The 15,294-nt window shown below is 61.3% G+C and carries 15 protein-coding genes; 14 read left to right on the top strand and 1 reads right to left on the bottom strand.

What is annotated here, in order from left to right:
* Positions 1-9: 9 nt before the first annotated feature.
* Genes fliO through flhB form a run of 5 tightly spaced genes read left to right on the top strand, consistent with a single transcriptional unit; the run spans position 10 to position 3,433 of the window.
* A complete protein-coding gene (fliO, locus tag OQ248_RS02550; protein ID WP_265815054.1) occupies positions 10-477 on the top strand; it encodes a flagellar biosynthetic protein FliO in 468 nt (155 codons plus the stop codon).
* Positions 477-1,235, top strand: coding sequence for a flagellar type III secretion system pore protein FliP (gene fliP, locus OQ248_RS02545; RefSeq protein WP_265811940.1), 759 nt, complete (start codon positions 477-479; stop codon positions 1,233-1,235). The genes fliO and fliP overlap by 1 nt, the downstream gene beginning before the upstream one ends.
* A complete protein-coding gene (gene fliQ, locus OQ248_RS02540) occupies positions 1,232-1,501 on the top strand; it encodes a flagellar biosynthesis protein FliQ (RefSeq protein WP_085710476.1) in 270 nt (89 codons plus the stop codon). Before fliP ends, fliQ begins: the two co-directional genes overlap by 4 nt.
* 3 nt (positions 1,502-1,504) lie before the next feature.
* A complete protein-coding gene (fliR, locus tag OQ248_RS02535; protein ID WP_114881905.1) occupies positions 1,505-2,290 on the top strand; it encodes a flagellar biosynthetic protein FliR in 786 nt (261 codons plus the stop codon).
* 3 nt (positions 2,291-2,293) lie between these two features.
* Positions 2,294-3,433, top strand: a complete 1,140-nt coding sequence (flhB, locus tag OQ248_RS02530) for a flagellar biosynthesis protein FlhB (protein WP_265811939.1) — start codon at positions 2,294-2,296, stop codon at positions 3,431-3,433.
* A 109-nt stretch (positions 3,434-3,542) separates the two neighbouring features.
* Here the strand turns inward: flhB and OQ248_RS02525 are convergent, their stop codons facing one another.
* On the bottom strand, positions 3,543-3,917 hold the full coding sequence (locus OQ248_RS02525; RefSeq protein WP_265811938.1) for a hypothetical protein: 375 nt from the start codon (positions 3,915-3,917) through the stop codon (positions 3,543-3,545).
* 608 nt (positions 3,918-4,525) lie between these two features.
* Between OQ248_RS02525 and flhA the strand changes: the two genes are divergently transcribed.
* From flhA to OQ248_RS02480, 9 genes are all read left to right on the top strand, one after another.
* Complete coding sequence (flhA, locus tag OQ248_RS02520) at positions 4,526-6,655, top strand: flagellar biosynthesis protein FlhA (protein ID WP_265811937.1); 2,130 nt, start codon at positions 4,526-4,528, stop codon at positions 6,653-6,655.
* Positions 6,656-6,666: 11 nt separating this feature from the next.
* Positions 6,667-8,007, top strand: a complete 1,341-nt coding sequence (flhF, locus tag OQ248_RS02515) for a flagellar biosynthesis protein FlhF (RefSeq protein WP_085710485.1) — start codon at positions 6,667-6,669, stop codon at positions 8,005-8,007.
* Between the two features lie 113 nt (positions 8,008-8,120).
* A complete protein-coding gene (gene fleN, locus OQ248_RS02510) occupies positions 8,121-8,951 on the top strand; it encodes a flagellar synthesis regulator FleN (RefSeq protein WP_003222917.1) in 831 nt (276 codons plus the stop codon).
* A complete protein-coding gene (fliA, locus tag OQ248_RS02505) occupies positions 8,948-9,688 on the top strand; it encodes an RNA polymerase sigma factor FliA (protein WP_007951959.1) in 741 nt (246 codons plus the stop codon). The genes fleN and fliA overlap by 4 nt, the downstream gene beginning before the upstream one ends.
* A 167-nt stretch (positions 9,689-9,855) precedes the next feature.
* Positions 9,856-10,227, top strand: a complete 372-nt coding sequence (locus OQ248_RS02500; RefSeq protein WP_003183998.1) for a chemotaxis response regulator CheY — start codon at positions 9,856-9,858, stop codon at positions 10,225-10,227.
* A gap of 17 nt (positions 10,228-10,244) precedes the next feature.
* A complete protein-coding gene (locus tag OQ248_RS02495; RefSeq protein ID WP_085710486.1) occupies positions 10,245-11,033 on the top strand; it encodes a protein phosphatase CheZ in 789 nt (262 codons plus the stop codon).
* A gap of 39 nt (positions 11,034-11,072) precedes the next feature.
* Positions 11,073-13,358 carry a chemotaxis protein CheA gene (locus OQ248_RS02490; protein ID WP_248737945.1) on the top strand — a complete coding sequence of 762 codons (2,286 nt, stop codon included), beginning with the start codon at positions 11,073-11,075 and terminating at the stop codon, positions 13,356-13,358.
* A gap of 49 nt (positions 13,359-13,407) precedes the next feature.
* Positions 13,408-14,547 carry a chemotaxis response regulator protein-glutamate methylesterase gene (locus tag OQ248_RS02485; protein WP_265811936.1) on the top strand — a complete coding sequence of 380 codons (1,140 nt, stop codon included), beginning with the start codon at positions 13,408-13,410 and terminating at the stop codon, positions 14,545-14,547.
* Positions 14,547-15,287 carry a flagellar motor protein gene (locus tag OQ248_RS02480; protein ID WP_085710490.1) on the top strand — a complete coding sequence of 247 codons (741 nt, stop codon included), beginning with the start codon at positions 14,547-14,549 and terminating at the stop codon, positions 15,285-15,287. The genes OQ248_RS02485 and OQ248_RS02480 overlap by 1 nt, the downstream gene beginning before the upstream one ends.
* Positions 15,288-15,294 lie beyond the last annotated feature (7 nt).

The raw sequence follows: 15,294 nt of genomic DNA, 5'->3' as shown, positions 1-15,294 counted from the left end.
AAAAAGGTTCTGGGTTCCTTGCTGGCCGCGGTGCTGGCGCTGCCATTGACGGTCATGGCCGCTGAGCCTGCGGTCGCGACTGCCGCTGCGGCGTCTCCTGCGGCGCCCGCGATTGCTCCGGCGGTCAGCAGTGGCGTCGCCGGGCAATTGACGCAACTGGTGTTCGGCCTGCTGCTGGTGCTGGGGTTGATCTTCTTCCTCGCCTGGCTGCTGCGCCGGGTGCAGAACGCAGGGCCGGCGGGCAAGGGGCAGGTGATCGAACTGATCGGTTCCCGGGCGCTCGGACCGCGTGACCGCTTGATGCTGGTTCAGGTCGGCAACGAGCAGATCCTGCTTGGGCTGAGTCCCGGCACGATCACCGCGCTGCACGTACTCAAGGAACCGGTGGACGTCCCGGCCACCTCCGAAAAAGCGACTCCGGAATTTGCCCAGCATCTGTTGAAGATCCTCGGCAAGGATCAGAAGGATAAGAAGTAATGGGTGCGTTGCGCATCGTCTTGACCCTGGCCTTGATGTTGGCCGCGCCTCTGGCGTTCGCCGCCGATCCGTTGTCGATCCCGGCGGTCACTCTGGGCACCAATGCCAACGGGGCGCAGGAGTATTCGGTCAGCCTGCAGATCCTGCTGATCATGACGGCGCTGAGCTTCATCCCGGCCGCCGTCATCCTGATGACCAGCTTCACCCGGATCATCATCGTCTTCTCGATCCTGCGTCAGGCCCTCGGCCTGCAACAGACGCCGTCGAACCAGATCCTCACCGGCATGGCGCTGTTCCTGACGCTGTTCATCATGGCGCCGGTGTTCGACCGGGTGAACAACGATGCGCTGCAACCGTATCTGGCGGAGAAGCTCACCGCCCAGCAAGCGGTGGAAAAGGCCCAGGTGCCGATCAAAGACTTCATGCTCGCGCAGACCCGCTCCAGCGATCTGGAGCTGTTTATGCGTCTGTCCAAACGCACCGACATCGCCACTCCGGATGCTGCGCCGCTGACCATTCTGGTGCCGGCGTTCGTGACGTCTGAACTGAAAACCGCGTTCCAGATCGGCTTCATGATCTTCATCCCGTTCCTGATCATCGACCTGGTCGTGGCCAGTGTGCTGATGGCGATGGGTATGATGATGCTGTCGCCGCTGATCATTTCCTTGCCGTTCAAGATCATGCTGTTCGTGCTTGTTGACGGATGGGCGCTGATCATCGGCACCCTGGCCAGCAGTTTCGGAGGTGTTTCGCCATGACCCCAGAAGTAGCGGTCGACATCTTTCGCGAGGCCTTGTGGCTGACCACGATGATGGTCGCGATCCTGGTGGTCCCGAGTCTGCTGGTGGGCCTGCTGGTGTCGATGTTCCAGGCGGCGACGCAGATCAACGAACAGACCCTGAGCTTTCTGCCGCGTCTGCTGGTGATGCTGGTGACCCTGATCGTCGGCGGTCCGTGGATCATCCAGACCTTCATGGAATACATCATCCAGCTGTACAAAAACATTCCGCTGGTCATCGGCTAGGTCATGCAATCGCTGCTTCAGTTGACCGACACCCAGATCAGCACCTGGGTGGCGACGTTCATGTTGCCGCTGTTTCGCATCGGCTCGATGCTGATGGTGATGCCGGTCTTCGGCACTACGCTGGTTCCCAAACGCATCCGCCTGTACCTCGCACTGGCGATCACCGTGGTGATCTCGCCCAACCTGCCGCCCATGCCGGCGGTCAGTCCTCTCGATCTCAGCGGCTTGTTGTTGATCGCCGAGCAGATCCTGGTCGGTGCCGTGCTGGGCTTCTCCTTGCAACTGTTCTTCCAGGCGTTTGTCATCGCGGGGCAGATCGTTGCGATTCAGATGGGCATGGGCTTTGCCTCGATGATCGACCCCACCAACGGCGTGTCGGTGGCAGTGATCGGGCAGTTCTTCACCATGCTGGTGACGTTGCTGTTCCTCGGCATGAACGGTCACCTCGTCGTCTTCGAGGTGTTGACTGAAAGCTTCACCACGCTGCCGGTCGGCGCGGGCCTGATGACCGCGCATTACTGGGAGCTGGCCGGCAAGCTCGGTTGGGTGCTGGGCGCGGCATTGATGCTGGTGTTGCCGGCGGTGACCGCGCTGCTGGTGGTCAACATTGCGTTCGGCGTGATGACCCGGGCGGCGCCGCAATTGAACATCTTCTCCATCGGTTTCCCGCTGACCCTCGTGCTCGGTCTGTTCATTGTCTGGGTCGGTCTGGCGGACATTCTCAACCAGTATCAGCCGCTGGCCGTCGAGGCCTTGCAGCTGCTACGCGAACTGGCACAGGCGCGCTGAGTCATGGCAGAGAGCGAGAGCGGTCAGGACAAGACAGAAGACCCCACGGAGAAGCGCAAAAAGGACTCCCGGGAAAAGGGTGAGATTGCGCGCTCCAAGGAACTCAACACCCTGGCGATCATGCTCGCCGGTTCCGGCGCGCTGCTGGTGTTCGGCGGCATGCTCGCGCAGGACCTGATGGAACTGATGCGCATGAACTTCACGCTGTCGCGGGAAGTGATCATGGATCAGGGTGCCATGGGCAGGTTCCTGATGAGTTCCGGGCTGTCAGCGTTGCTGGCGATTCAGCCGATCATGATCACGTTGCTGCTGGCTGCGTTTCTCGGGCCGATCGCCCTCGGTGGCTGGTTGTTCGCGGCGGGTTCTCTGGCGCCCAAGTTCAGTCGGATGAACCCGTTGTCCGGTATCAAGCGCATGTTCTCCATGAAGTCGGTGGTCGAACTGCTCAAGGCGCTGGCTAAATTCCTGATCATTCTGGCTGTGGCGCTGGTGGTGTTGTCCGGTGATGTCGACGACCTGCTGCGCATCGCCCATGAGCCGATGGACCGGGCCATCATTCACAGCCTGCAAGTGGTGGGCTGGAGCACGCTGTGGATGGCGTGCGGATTGATCATCATCGCGGCCGTCGACGTCCCGGTGCAGCTCTGGGAGAGCATCAAAAAGCTCAAGATGACCAAGCAGGAAGTGCGCGACGAGCACAAGGACCAGGAAGGCCGGCCGGAGGTCAAGCAGCGGATTCGTCAGGTGCAGCGCGAGATGTCGCAGCGGCGGATGATGGCGGCGATCCCGGATGCCGACGTGGTCATCACCAACCCGACCCACTATGCCGTGGCACTCAAGTACGACTCGGAGAAGGGCGGGGCGCCGGTGCTGCTGGCCAAGGGCACCGACTTCCTGGCGCTGAAAATCCGTGAGATCGCCACCGCCAACGAGGTGATGCTTCTGGAGTCGCCGGCCCTGGCGCGTTCGATCTACTACTCCACCGAGCTGGAAGAAGAGATTCCCGGCGGCCTGTACCTGGCGGTCGCTCAGGTACTGGCTTACGTCTACCAGATCCGCCAGCACCGCGCGGGCAAGGGCAAGTTCCCGGAACCGCTCAAGGATGACCTGCCGATTCCGCCGGATCTGCGGCGTGATTCCTGACTTTGTGGTGATGAAAAAAAACCGCCTTCCGGTTGAATCCGGTGGCGGTTTTTTTATGCCTGATGACATGTGTTGGCTTTGAGGCCGCCACGACGCCTTTCTCAAGCCTTTACACAGAGGTCTGCGACTGTGGTAGTTCCAGATTATTCAGCACCCGATTCGCTGCCAGCTCCCCGAGCATGATCAGTTGCCCGATGCCCATCAGCGTCCTGCGCTGCGCGGCGGGCATGAGGTGGGCGAAGTCATTGGCGATGGTTCTGGCGGAAGCGAGGGTTTCGCAGAGTTCGACCAGCAGCTCTTCGTTTTTGAAGTCCGCGGTGACGGCAAACATTCGGCGGGTTCTGCGCGGCGGTGGCGTGGCGCCGGGCGGGCAGAGATAGTGATCGAGGGCGCGGTCGGCGGCTTCGTGAAGCTTTCTGGAATCGAGGGATTCGTAGGGCGAGGCGGGGTCGGTTTCGGGCGGATTGGGTGTTGGTTTGATCATGGTGAAGCTCCTATAAAGTGGAGCCGCCCGGAACTGTCGCTAAACAGTAAGGTGGCGGCTGTACGCAGGTTAGCGAACCGGTTATAGGCACCCGGCAGACCCGAAGATCTCCCGCATACAGCCACCATAGCGGAGTTGCAGACATTGAATCTGCCACAAGGCATGGAGCGCTGGTGCACCTATTTATGATTCGAGTCGCTAAACCCGATCGCTGATTCGTCAGCGACCGATCCACAATAGAACCCGACCCCAAGGCGCACAAGCCGGCGGATTCTGGCGTAGCTGTAGGCAACGGCGCAAGGATTCGTAGCCTCCAAGGCGTGTCTGAAGGTGTCTTTTAAACGCCCGAGTTTAAAAGGCATTTTGTGCTGGCTTCTCGGGCCTCTTCGCGAGCAGGCTCGCTCCCACATTTGGAATGGCATTTCCCTGTGGGAGCGACGGTGCGACGATTCGACCTGCTCGCGAAGGCGACATCCCGCCCAGCAGAAAAAACCACACTCAAACCCCTCTGTTTCAATCATCGGCAAAAGTTGGAAGGCTTCTTGCAGTAGCCGCCGTGCGCCCGCTCCGGGCGTCAAAAGTTTGCTTTAAAGGAACGGGGAAAACCGGTGGATCGCTCTCAGTTAATCAACAGTGCTCGCTCGAACATTGCCGACCTCAGTCGGGGCAATCTGGGTGTGCCGCTGTTGCTGCTGGTCATGCTGGCGATGATGATGTTGCCGGTGCCGCCGTTCCTGCTCGACGTGTTCTTCACCTTCAACATTGCCCTGTCCATCGTCGTGCTGCTGGTCTGCGTGTACGCCTTGCGGCCGCTGGATTTCGCGGTGTTCCCGACGATCCTGCTGGTGGCGACGCTGTTGCGACTGGCGCTGAACGTGGCGTCGACGCGGGTGGTGATGCTCCACGGTCAGGACGGCCACGCCGCTGCCGGTAAGGTGATCCAGGCCTTCGGTGAGGTGGTGATCGGCGGTAACTACGTGGTCGGTATCGTGGTCTTCGCGATCTTGATGATCATCAACTTCGTCGTAGTGACCAAGGGTGCCGGGCGGATTTCCGAGGTGAGCGCGCGCTTCACCCTCGACGCGATGCCCGGCAAACAAATGGCGATCGACGCCGACCTCAACGCCGGCCTGATCGACCAGACCCAGGCCAAGGCCCGCCGTCAGGAAGTGGCCCAGGAAGCAGAGTTCTACGGTTCGATGGACGGTGCCAGCAAGTTCGTCCGCGGTGACGCCATCGCCGGCCTGCTGATTCTGTTCATCAACCTGATTGGCGGCATGGCCGTCGGTATCTTCCAGCACAACATGACTTTCGCCGACGCCGGCAAGGTGTACGCCTTGCTGACCATTGGTGACGGTTTAGTGGCGCAATTGCCATCACTGTTGTTATCTACAGCTGCGGCGATCATGGTGACCCGTGCTTCCGGCTCGGAAGACATGGGCAAGCAGATCAATCGCCAGATGTTCGCCTCGCCGAAAGCGCTGGCGGTGGCGGCCGGTCTGATGGCGGTCATGGGGCTGGTGCCGGGCATGCCGCACTTCTCGTTCCTGACCATGGCCGCACTGGCCGCCGGTGGTGCTTACCTGTTCTGGAAGAAGCAGAACGTGGCCAAGGTGCAGGCGCTGGAAGAGGTCAAGCGTCAGCAGGAACTGCTGCCGTCGCCGGCCCGCGCCATGGAAACCAAGGAGCTGGGCTGGGACGACGTGACGCCAATCGACATGATCGGCCTGGAAGTCGGCTATCGCCTGATCCCGCTGGTGGACCGCAACCAGGGCGGGCAACTGCTGGCGCGGATCAAGGGCGTGCGCAAGAAGCTCTCGCAGGATCTGGGCTTCCTGATGCCGACCGTGCACATCCGCGACAACCTCGACCTGGCACCGAGCGCCTACCGCCTGACCCTTATGGGCGTGATCCTGGCCGAAGCCGAGATCTACCCGGATCGCGAACTGGCGATCAACCCGGGGCAGGTCTACGGCACGCTCAACGGTATTACCGCCAAAGATCCGGCTTTCGGTCTGGAGGCGGTGTGGATCGAAGTCAGCCAGCGCGCCCAGGCGCAATCGCTCGGTTACACCGTGGTGGACGCCAGCACCGTGGTCGCCACCCACTTGAACCAGATTCTGTACAAGCACTCCAGCGAGCTGATCGGCCACGAAGAAGTGCAGCAACTCATGCAATTGCTGGCCAAGAGCTCGCCGAAACTGGCGGAAGAGCTGGTGCCGGGTGTGGTCACGTTGTCGCAGCTGCTGAAAGTGTTGCAGGCGCTGTTGGCCGAACACGTGCCGGTGCGCGACATCCGCAGCATTGCCGAAGCCATCGCCAACAATGCCGCCAAGAGTCAAGATACCGCCGCTTTGGTGGCCGCTGTGCGGGTTGGCGTATCCCGTGCAATCGTCCAAAGCATTGTAGGGACTGAGTCCGAGCTGCCAGTCATCACGCTGGAGCCAAGGTTGGAACAAATATTGCTCAATAGTCTGCAGAAGGCAGGACAAGGCTCGGAAGAGGGCGTTCTGCTGGAGCCAAGCATGGCCGAGAAGCTGCAACGTTCGCTCATCGAAGCGGCGCAGCGTCAGGAAATGCAAGGTCAGCCGGTGATCCTGTTGGTAGCAGGCCCGGTTCGCGCGATGCTCTCGCGCTTTGGTCGCCTGGCAGTTCCCGGACTGCATGTGCTGGCCTACCAGGAAATTCCGGACAACAAGCAAGTGACCATCGTTGCGACAGTAGGGCCCAACGGCTGAGGTAGTGGTTTATGCAAGTTAAGCGTTTTTTCGCCGCCGATATGCGTCAGGCCATGAAGCTGGTTCGTGATGAGCTGGGCGCTGATGCCGCCATCATTGGCAACCGCCGCATTGCCGGCGGTGTCGAGCTGACGGCGGCGCTGGATTACAAACTGTCGGCGCTGGCGCCACGGGTTCCGAACATGGAACTCGAAGACGAGCTGCGCAAGACTCAGTCGCGCATCGTCACTGCCCAGGCCGAGCTGAGCATGCGTGGTGAGGCCGACGGCAACACCAATCGCCAGTTGTTCTCCGGTCTGCCATTGACCGCCGGCCTGCCGCTGACGGCAGCCGAGCCTCTGACAGAACCGACGTACGCCGCACCGGCCCGTCCAGCCCCGGCACCTGCGCCGGCTGCCGCTGGCGTCGATCCGCGTGCGCTGGATTCGATGCGTTTCGAACTCAACAGCCTGCGCGAGCTGATGGAAGTGCAGCTCGGCACCCTGGCCTGGAATCAGCTGCAAGGCAGCCGTCCGGCTCAGGCGAATCTGTATCGTCGTCTGCAGCGCATCGGCCTGTCCGGTCCGTTGTCCCGCGACCTGCTGGCGCTGACCAGCGATATCGAAGAGCCTCGTCAGGCCTGGCGCATGCTGCTCGCGCACCTGGCGCGGATGATCGCCACACCGGAAGTCGAGCCGCTGGAAGAGGGCGGTGTGATTGCCATGGTCGGCCCGGCCGGCATGGGCAAGACCACCACCCTCGCGAAACTGGCTGCCCGTTACGTGCTCAAGTACGGCGCGCAGAACATTGCGCTGGTGAGCATGGACAGCTTCCGCATCGGCGCTCAGGAACAGTTGAAAACCCTGGGCCGTATCCTCAATGTATCGGTGACCCACGTCGACCCGGGCCAGTCCCTGGTGCAGGCGCTGGATCCGCTGCTGCGCAAACGCGTGGTGCTGATCGATACCGCCGGCCTCCAGGCCAGCGATCCGGCACTGCGCATGCAGCTGGAAAGCCTGGCCGGTCGTGGCATTCGGTCGAAAAATTATCTGGTGCTGGCAACCACCAGCCAGAAACAGGTTCTAACCGCCGCTTATCACAGTTACAAGCGTTGCGGGCTCGCCGGGTGCATCCTGACTAAACTGGATGAGACGGCCAGCCTTGGCGAAGTGCTGAGCCTGGCGATCAGTCATGAACTGCCGGTCGCCTACCTGACCGACGGCCCACGGATTCCGGATGATCTGCATCTGCCGCGCCGTCATCAATTGGTCAGCCGCGCCGTCAGCGTGCAAATGCAGGAAGAACCCAGCGAAGAAGCCATGGCTGACATGTTCGCTGATATCTACCACAGCCCGACCAAGCAGGTTGGCTGAGGTAATGAACAGTTTTTGTACCTACATCGATGGTCTGCCACGCATTGTTCCGGTTGTGAACGCGCAGCCAGTAATGTGGCCTCCGTCTATGCAAGACAAGGTAAAGAAATAACATGGGCAGCATGCATCCCGTACAGGTGATCGCGGTGACCGGCGGCAAAGGTGGCGTCGGCAAGACTAACGTGTCAGTGAACTTGTCCCTGGCGCTGGCAGAGCTTGGCCGTCGGGTCATGCTGCTGGATGCCGACCTGGGTCTGGCGAACGTCGACGTTCTGCTGGGCCTGACGCCCAAACGTACTTTGGCCGATGTGATCGAGGGCCGCTGCGAGCTGCGCGACGTGCTGTTGCAAGGTCCCGGCGGGATCCGCATCGTGCCGGCCGCTTCCGGCACGCAAAGCATGGTTCACCTGAGCCCGGCCCAGCATGCCGGTCTGATTCAGGCATTCAGCGACATCGGCGACAATCTCGACGTGCTGGTGATCGACACCGCTGCGGGTATTGGTGACTCGGTAGTCAGTTTCGTTCGCGCGGCGCAAGAAGTGTTGCTGGTGGTCTGTGACGAGCCGACCTCGATCACCGACGCCTACGCGCTGATCAAGCTGCTCAACCGCGATTACGGCATGAACCGCTTCCGCGTCCTGGCCAACATGGCCCAGAGCCCGCAGGAAGGTCGCAACCTGTTCGCGAAGTTGACCAAGGTCACGGATCGCTTCCTCGACGTCGCCTTACAATACGTCGGTGCGGTGCCTTACGACGAAAGCGTGCGCAAGGCGGTGCAGAAGCAGCGTGCGGTCTATGAAGCCTTCCCGCGTTCCAAGTGCGCACTGGCATTCAAGGCGATCGCGCAAAAGGTCGACACTTGGCCGCTGCCCGCCAACCCGCGCGGCCATCTCGAATTTTTCGTCGAGCGCCTCGTGCAGCAAACGGCAGGACCTGTGCTATGACCGCCAGCGGTATGAACCTTTACAAAAAGTCGGCGCGTGACGCGCAGTACGAGCTGATCGAGCGTTACGCGCCACTGGTCAAACGCATCGCCTACCACTTGCTGGCGCGGTTGCCGGCCAGTGTGCAGGTCGAAGACCTGATCCAGGCCGGGATGATCGGCCTGCTCGAAGTCTCGACCAAATACGACGCCAGCAAAGGCGCCAGTTTCGAAACGTACGCGGGCATCCGGATCCGCGGCGCAATGCTCGATGAAGTACGCAAGGGGGACTGGGCACCGCGCTCGGTTCACCGCAATACCCGTATGGTCAGCGACGCGATTCGCTCGATTGAAGCTAAAACCGGTCGTGACGCTAAAGATCACGAGGTTGCGGCCGAACTCCAGTTGAGTCTCGACGATTACTACGGGATTTTGAACGACACCCTGGGCAGCCGACTGTTCAGTTTCGACGACCTGTTGCAGGACGGCGAACACGAAGGGCTGCACGAGGATGGCGCCAGTGCTCATCTTGAGCCGTCACGCGATCTGGAAGATGAACGCTTCCAGGCGGCGCTGGCGGACGCGATTGCCAATTTGCCGGAGCGTGAGCGACTGGTGTTGGCGCTGTACTACGACGAAGAACTGAACCTCAAGGAAATCGGTGAAGTCCTTGGCGTCAGTGAATCGCGGGTCAGCCAGTTACACAGCCAGTGCGCGGCCCGCTTGCGGGGGCGTTTGGGGGAGTGGCGAGCGCGCTGAAGGCAGTGTGGGGACACTGCGAACGAGGCTGGTGCGGTGGTGAACGGCACCGGTCTTGCTCTGTTGTGCTCCAGACAGTCATCGAGTGCTTTGCCGGATTGATTGAAATGGCGCGTCCAGGTGCTGGACGCGTTTAAGACTGCTTGGAGGTCGAATTGAACAAAGACATGAAAATCCTCATCGTTGATGACTTCTCAACGATGCGGCGGATCATCAAGAACCTGTTGCGTGACCTCGGGTTCACCAACACCGTTGAAGCCGACGATGGCACCACCGCCATTCCGGTGCTCAACAGCGGCAGCATCGACTTTCTGGTGACCGACTGGAACATGCCCGGCATGACCGGTATCGACCTGCTGCGTCACGTGCGCGCCGATGAAAAACTCAAGCACCTGCCGGTGCTGATGGTGACCGCTGAAGCCAAGCGCGAGCAGATCATCGAAGCGGCCCAGGCCGGCGTTAACGGCTACGTGGTCAAACCTTTCACGGCTCAGGCGCTGAAAGAAAAAATCGAGAAGATTTTCGAACGCATCGGCTGATGACGCGCGGGGGAGCTATGGAGCATAAAGAATCTTCACAGGGCGACTTCGAGTCGACGCTGAAAAAACACGCGGTCGAACTGGTCGAAAGCCTTGAAAAAGGCAGGTTCGGCGACGCTGTGCAACTGATCCATGAGCTCAATCAGACCCGTGACCGTGGCCTGTACCAGGAAGTCGGCAAGCTCACGCGCGAACTGCACAGTGCGATCGTCAACTTCCAGATCGACCCGCACATGCCGCAGGCCGAGGAAGTGTCGCAGATCACTGATGCGACCGAGCGCCTGGGCTATGTGGTCAAGCTGACCGAAGCGGCGGCCAACCGCACCATGGATCTGGTGGAAAGCGCCACGCCGGTGGTCAATGGTCTGGCTGACGAAGCCCAGGCGTTGAGTGCCGACTGGGGACGTTTCATGCGCCGCGAAGTCGGGGCTGAAGAGTTCCGCGAACTGGCGCGTCGGGTCGACGGTTTTCTGTCACGCAGCAGCGCGGACAACCGCGCGGTGTCGAGCAACCTCAACGACATCCTGCTGGCCCAGGATTACCAGGACCTCACCGGTCAGGTGATCAAGCGCGTGACCCAACTGGTCACCGAAGTCGAAAGCAATTTGCTCAAACTCGTCCTTATGGCCAGTCAGGTTGACCGCTTTGCGGGCATCGAACATGACCGTGCGGCGATGCTCGCTGAAAAAGATCCACAAAAACATCTCTCGCAGGGTGAAGGTCCGCAGATTCATGCCGATAAACGAGAAGACGTTGTGTCCGGTCAGGACGATGTGGACGATTTGCTATCCAGCCTTGGATTTTGAGTTTTTTTGGGTTTTTAGACCTGTAGGAGCACCCCATTAATGAGCTTCGGCGCCGATGAAGAGATCCTTCAGGATTTCCTGGTTGAGGCCGGCGAGATTCTTGAGCAACTGTCCGAACAACTGGTCGAGCTGGAAAGCCGCCCGGATGACGCAGATCTGCTCAACGCAATTTTTCGCGGTTTCCACACTGTAAAAGGGGGCGCCGGCTTCCTTCAGCTCAACGAGCTGGTGGAGTGCTGTCACATCGCCGAAAACGTGTTCGACATCCTGCGCAAGGGTGAGCGTCGCGTAGATGCAGAACTGATGGACGTGGTGCTCGAAGCGCTGGACGCGGTGAACAGCATGTTCAGCGAAGTCCGCGATCGCAGCCCGATCACCGCTGCAACCCCGGAACTGCTGGCCGCCCTGGCGCGTCTGGCCGAACCGCAATCGGCGGATGAAGCCCCGGCTTCGCCCGTGGCCGAGATGATCGAAGAGCTGGTCGTTGAAAACGAAACCGGCGACTCCGGCGACATCACCGATAACGAATTTGAACAGTTGCTGGACTCGCTGAACGCCGTCAAGGCCGAAGCCGAAGCCCCGGCGGCTGCCGCTGCGCCTGCTTCCGATGAAGCAGCCAGCGATGAAATCACCGACGCCGAGTTCGAGTCGCTGCTCGATCAGTTGCACGGCAAGGGCCAGTTCGCGGCCGACGCCGTGGCACCGGCTGCCGCGGCGCCTGCGGCTCCGGCGGCGGGCGACAGCTCGGACATCACCGACGACGAATTCGAAGCCTTGCTCGATCAGTTGCACGGCAAGGGCAACTTTGCTGTCGATGCGCTGGAGTCGGCGATTGCGTCCGTCCCTGCGAATGCAAATGCTGCCCCGGCAGCCGCTGCGGCCGGTAGCGATCTGATCACCGATCACGAGTTCGAATCTCTGCTCGACGATCTGCATGGCAAAGGCAAGTTCACTGACGTCGCCACCGGTGCCGTCGTGACCGCCGGCAATGCTTCTGCTGTTGCAGCGCCTGCCGCCAAGGCCCCGGCCGCTGCGGCGAAACCTGCTGCAAAAGCGCCTGAGCCAAAAGCCGAACCGGCGAAACCGGCTGCCGCTGCTGCACCGGCTCCGGCCCGTGCTCCGGCGACTCCGCCACCGGAAAAACCGGCGAGCGAAGCCGAGACTACCGTGCGTGTGGACACCGCGCGTCTCGACGAAATCATGAACATGGTCGGCGAGCTGGTACTGGTGCGTAACCGTCTGGTGCGCCTGGGCCTGAACAGCGGCGACGAGTCGATGCAGAAGGCCGTGTCGAACCTCGACGTGGTCACCGCCGACCTGCAGACCGCTGTCATGAAGACCCGGATGCAGCCGATCAAGAAAGTCTTCGGCCGCTTCCCGCGACTGGTTCGCGACCTCGCGCGTCAGCTCAAGAAAGAAATCAACCTGGAACTGGTGGGCGAAGAAACCGACCTCGACAAGAACCTCGTCGAGGCATTGGCCGACCCGCTGGTCCACTTGGTGCGCAACGCGGTCGACCACGGCATCGAGTCGCCGGAAGAACGCGAAGCCTCGGGCAAGGCCCGTGGCGGCAAGGTGATCCTGGCCGCCGAGCAGGAAGGCGACCACATCCTGCTGTCGATCTCCGACGACGGCAAAGGCATGGACCCGAACGTCCTGCGCGCCATCGCCGTGAAACGCGGCGTGATGGACAAGGATGCGGCGGATCGTCTGAGCGACACCGAGTGCTACAACCTGATCTTCGCCCCGGGCTTCTCGACCAAGACCGAGATCTCCGACGTGTCCGGCCGTGGTGTCGGCATGGACGTGGTGAAGACCAAGATTTCCCAGCTCAACGGGTCGATCAACATCTACTCGACCAAGGGTGCCGGCTCGAAAATTGTCATCAAGGTGCCGCTGACGCTGGCGATCATGCCGACCCTGATGGTGATGCTCGGCAACCAGGCGTTCGCGTTCCCGCTGGTGAACGTCAACGAAATCTTCCACCTCGACCTGTCGACCACCAACGTGGTGGACGGCCAGGAAGTGGTGATCGTGCGGGACAAGGCGCTGCCATTGTTCTACCTCAAGCGCTGGCTGGTCAGCTCCGCCGCTCACGAAGAGCAGCGCGAAGGCCATGTGGTGATCCTTTCGGTGGGCACCCAGCGGATCGGCTTCGTCGTCGATCAACTGGTCGGCCAGGAAGAAGTGGTCATCAAGCCATTGGGCAAAATGCTGCAGGGAACCCCGGGCATGTCCGGCGCCACCATTACCGGTGACGGCCGCATTGCGCTGATTCTCGATGTTCCAAGCATGCTCAAGCGTTACGCCGCACGGCGTATTTGAATCCGGGGCGGCGGGGCGACAACGTCCCGCTGCACCTAATGGAGTGTTTATGGCAGTCAAAGTCCTGGTGGTGGACGATTCGGGTTTTTTCCGCCGCCGCGTCTCGGAAATTCTTTCAGCGGATCCGAGCATCCAGGTTGTCGGTACGGCAACCAACGGTAAAGAGGCGATCGATCAGGCCCTGGCCCTCAAGCCGGACGTGATCACCATGGACTACGAGATGCCGATGATGGATGGCATCACGGCGGTGCGGCACATCATGCAGCGCTGCCCGACCCCGGTGTTGATGTTCTCCTCGCTGACCCATGAAGGCGCCCGGGTGACCCTGGATGCGCTGGATGCCGGCGCGGTGGATTTCCTGCCGAAGAATTTCGAAGACATCTCGCGCAATCCGGAGAAGGTCAAGCAACTGCTGTGCGAGAAGGTGCACAGCATCTCGCGCAGCAACCGTCGTTTCAGTGCCTACAGTGCCCCGGCGCCAGCCGCTGCACCTGCGCCTGCGCCTGCTCCGGCTCCGGCGCCGACATCGAGCTTTGGCAGCCACAGTGCACCGGCTCGTCCGGCACCCGCGCCTGCACCGGCTCGCGCTCCGGCAGCCAGCGCTTCGTCGCCGGCGCCGAAACGCAAGGCCTACAAGCTGGTGGCGATCGGCACCTCGACCGGTGGCCCGGTTGCGCTGCAACGGGTTCTGACCCAGTTGCCGGCCAACTTCCCGGCGCCGATCGTGCTGATCCAGCACATGCCGGCCGCCTTCACCAAGGCGTTCGCCGAGCGTCTGGACAAGCTGTGCCGCATCAGCGTCAAGGAAGCCGAGGATGGCGACATCCTGCGTCCGGGCCTGGCGCTGCTGGCACCGGGTGGCAAGCAGATGATGATCGATGGCCGTGGCGCGGTGAAAATCCTGCCGGGCGACGAGCGTCTGAACTACAAGCCTTGCGTGGACATCACTTTTGGTTCCGCAGCGAAATCCTACAGCGACAAAGTTCTGGCGGTCGTGCTGACCGGCATGGGCGCCGACGGTCGCGAAGGCGCGCGTCTGCTCAAACAGGGCGGCAGCACCGTCTGGGCCCAGGACGAAGCCAGTTGCGTGATCTACGGCATGCCGATGGCGATCGTCAAAGCTGACCTCGCCGATGCGGTGTACGGTCTGGACGATATCGGCAAGCACATCGTCGAGGCGTGTATCTGATGGATGTTCTAAGCCTTATCGGGATCATCATGGCGTTTGTCGCCATCATCGGCGGCAACTTCCTTGAAGGTGGTCACCTCGGCGCACTGGCCAACGGCCCGGCGGCGCTGATCGTGCTCGGCGGGACCATCGGTGCCGCCTTGCTGCAATCGCCGATGAGCGCGTTCAAGCGTGCCATGCAAATCCTCGCCTGGATCTTTTTCCCGCCCCGTGTGGATCTGGCTGGCGGCATCGACCGTGTCGTCAACTGGAGCCTCACCGCGCGCAAGGAAGGCCTGCTGGGCCTGGAAGGCGTGGCGGATGCGGAGCCTGATGCCTACTCGCGCAAAGGCCTGCAACTGCTGGTCGACGGCGCCGAGCCGGAAGCGATCCGCAGCATTCTCGAAGTGGATTTCTACACCCAGGAAGCCCGCGACATCGAAGCCGCCAAGGTCTTCGAAAGCATGGGCGGCTACGCGCCGACCATCGGTATCATCGGTGCGGTGATGGGCCTGATCCATGTGATGGGCAACCTGGCCGATCCGTCGCAGCTGGGCAACGGCATCGCCGTGGCATTCGTCGCCACCATCTACGGTGTGGCCAGTGCCAACCTGGTGCTGTTGCCGGTCGCTGCCAAGCTCAAGTCAATTGCGTTGCGGCAGTCGCGTTATCGCGAAATGTTGTTGGAAGGTATTTTGTCGATCGCTGAAGGTGAAAACCCACGCTCCATCGAGTTGAAGCTTCAGGGCTTCATGGATTAAGGGACTA

It is taken from the genome of Pseudomonas sp. COW5 (assembly GCF_026240005.1).
GTDB classification, from domain to species: Bacteria; Pseudomonadota; Gammaproteobacteria; order Pseudomonadales; family Pseudomonadaceae; genus Aquipseudomonas; species Aquipseudomonas kribbensis.
Note: the sequence above shows the minus strand (reverse complement) of the source record. Positions and strands in the feature narration are given on the sequence as shown.

Coding starts and splice junctions, on each gene's coding strand:
- flhF (WP_085710485.1), top strand. CDS start 6,667: ATGCAAGTTAAGCGTTTTTTCGCCGCCGATATGCGTCAGGCCATGAAG.
- OQ248_RS02525 (WP_265811938.1), bottom strand. CDS start 3,917: ATGATCAAACCAACACCCAATCCGCCCGAAACCGACCCCGCCTCGCCC.
- fliQ (WP_085710476.1), top strand. CDS start 1,232: ATGACCCCAGAAGTAGCGGTCGACATCTTTCGCGAGGCCTTGTGGCTG.
- OQ248_RS02495 (WP_085710486.1), top strand. CDS start 10,245: ATGGAGCATAAAGAATCTTCACAGGGCGACTTCGAGTCGACGCTGAAA.
- OQ248_RS02490 (WP_248737945.1), top strand. CDS start 11,073: ATGAGCTTCGGCGCCGATGAAGAGATCCTTCAGGATTTCCTGGTTGAG.
- flhB (WP_265811939.1), top strand. CDS start 2,294: ATGGCAGAGAGCGAGAGCGGTCAGGACAAGACAGAAGACCCCACGGAG.
- OQ248_RS02500 (WP_003183998.1), top strand. CDS start 9,856: ATGAAAATCCTCATCGTTGATGACTTCTCAACGATGCGGCGGATCATC.
- OQ248_RS02485 (WP_265811936.1), top strand. CDS start 13,408: ATGGCAGTCAAAGTCCTGGTGGTGGACGATTCGGGTTTTTTCCGCCGC.
- fleN (WP_003222917.1), top strand. CDS start 8,121: ATGGGCAGCATGCATCCCGTACAGGTGATCGCGGTGACCGGCGGCAAA.
- fliA (WP_007951959.1), top strand. CDS start 8,948: ATGACCGCCAGCGGTATGAACCTTTACAAAAAGTCGGCGCGTGACGCG.
- fliR (WP_114881905.1), top strand. CDS start 1,505: ATGCAATCGCTGCTTCAGTTGACCGACACCCAGATCAGCACCTGGGTG.
- OQ248_RS02480 (WP_085710490.1), top strand. CDS start 14,547: ATGGATGTTCTAAGCCTTATCGGGATCATCATGGCGTTTGTCGCCATC.
- fliP (WP_265811940.1), top strand. CDS start 477: ATGGGTGCGTTGCGCATCGTCTTGACCCTGGCCTTGATGTTGGCCGCG.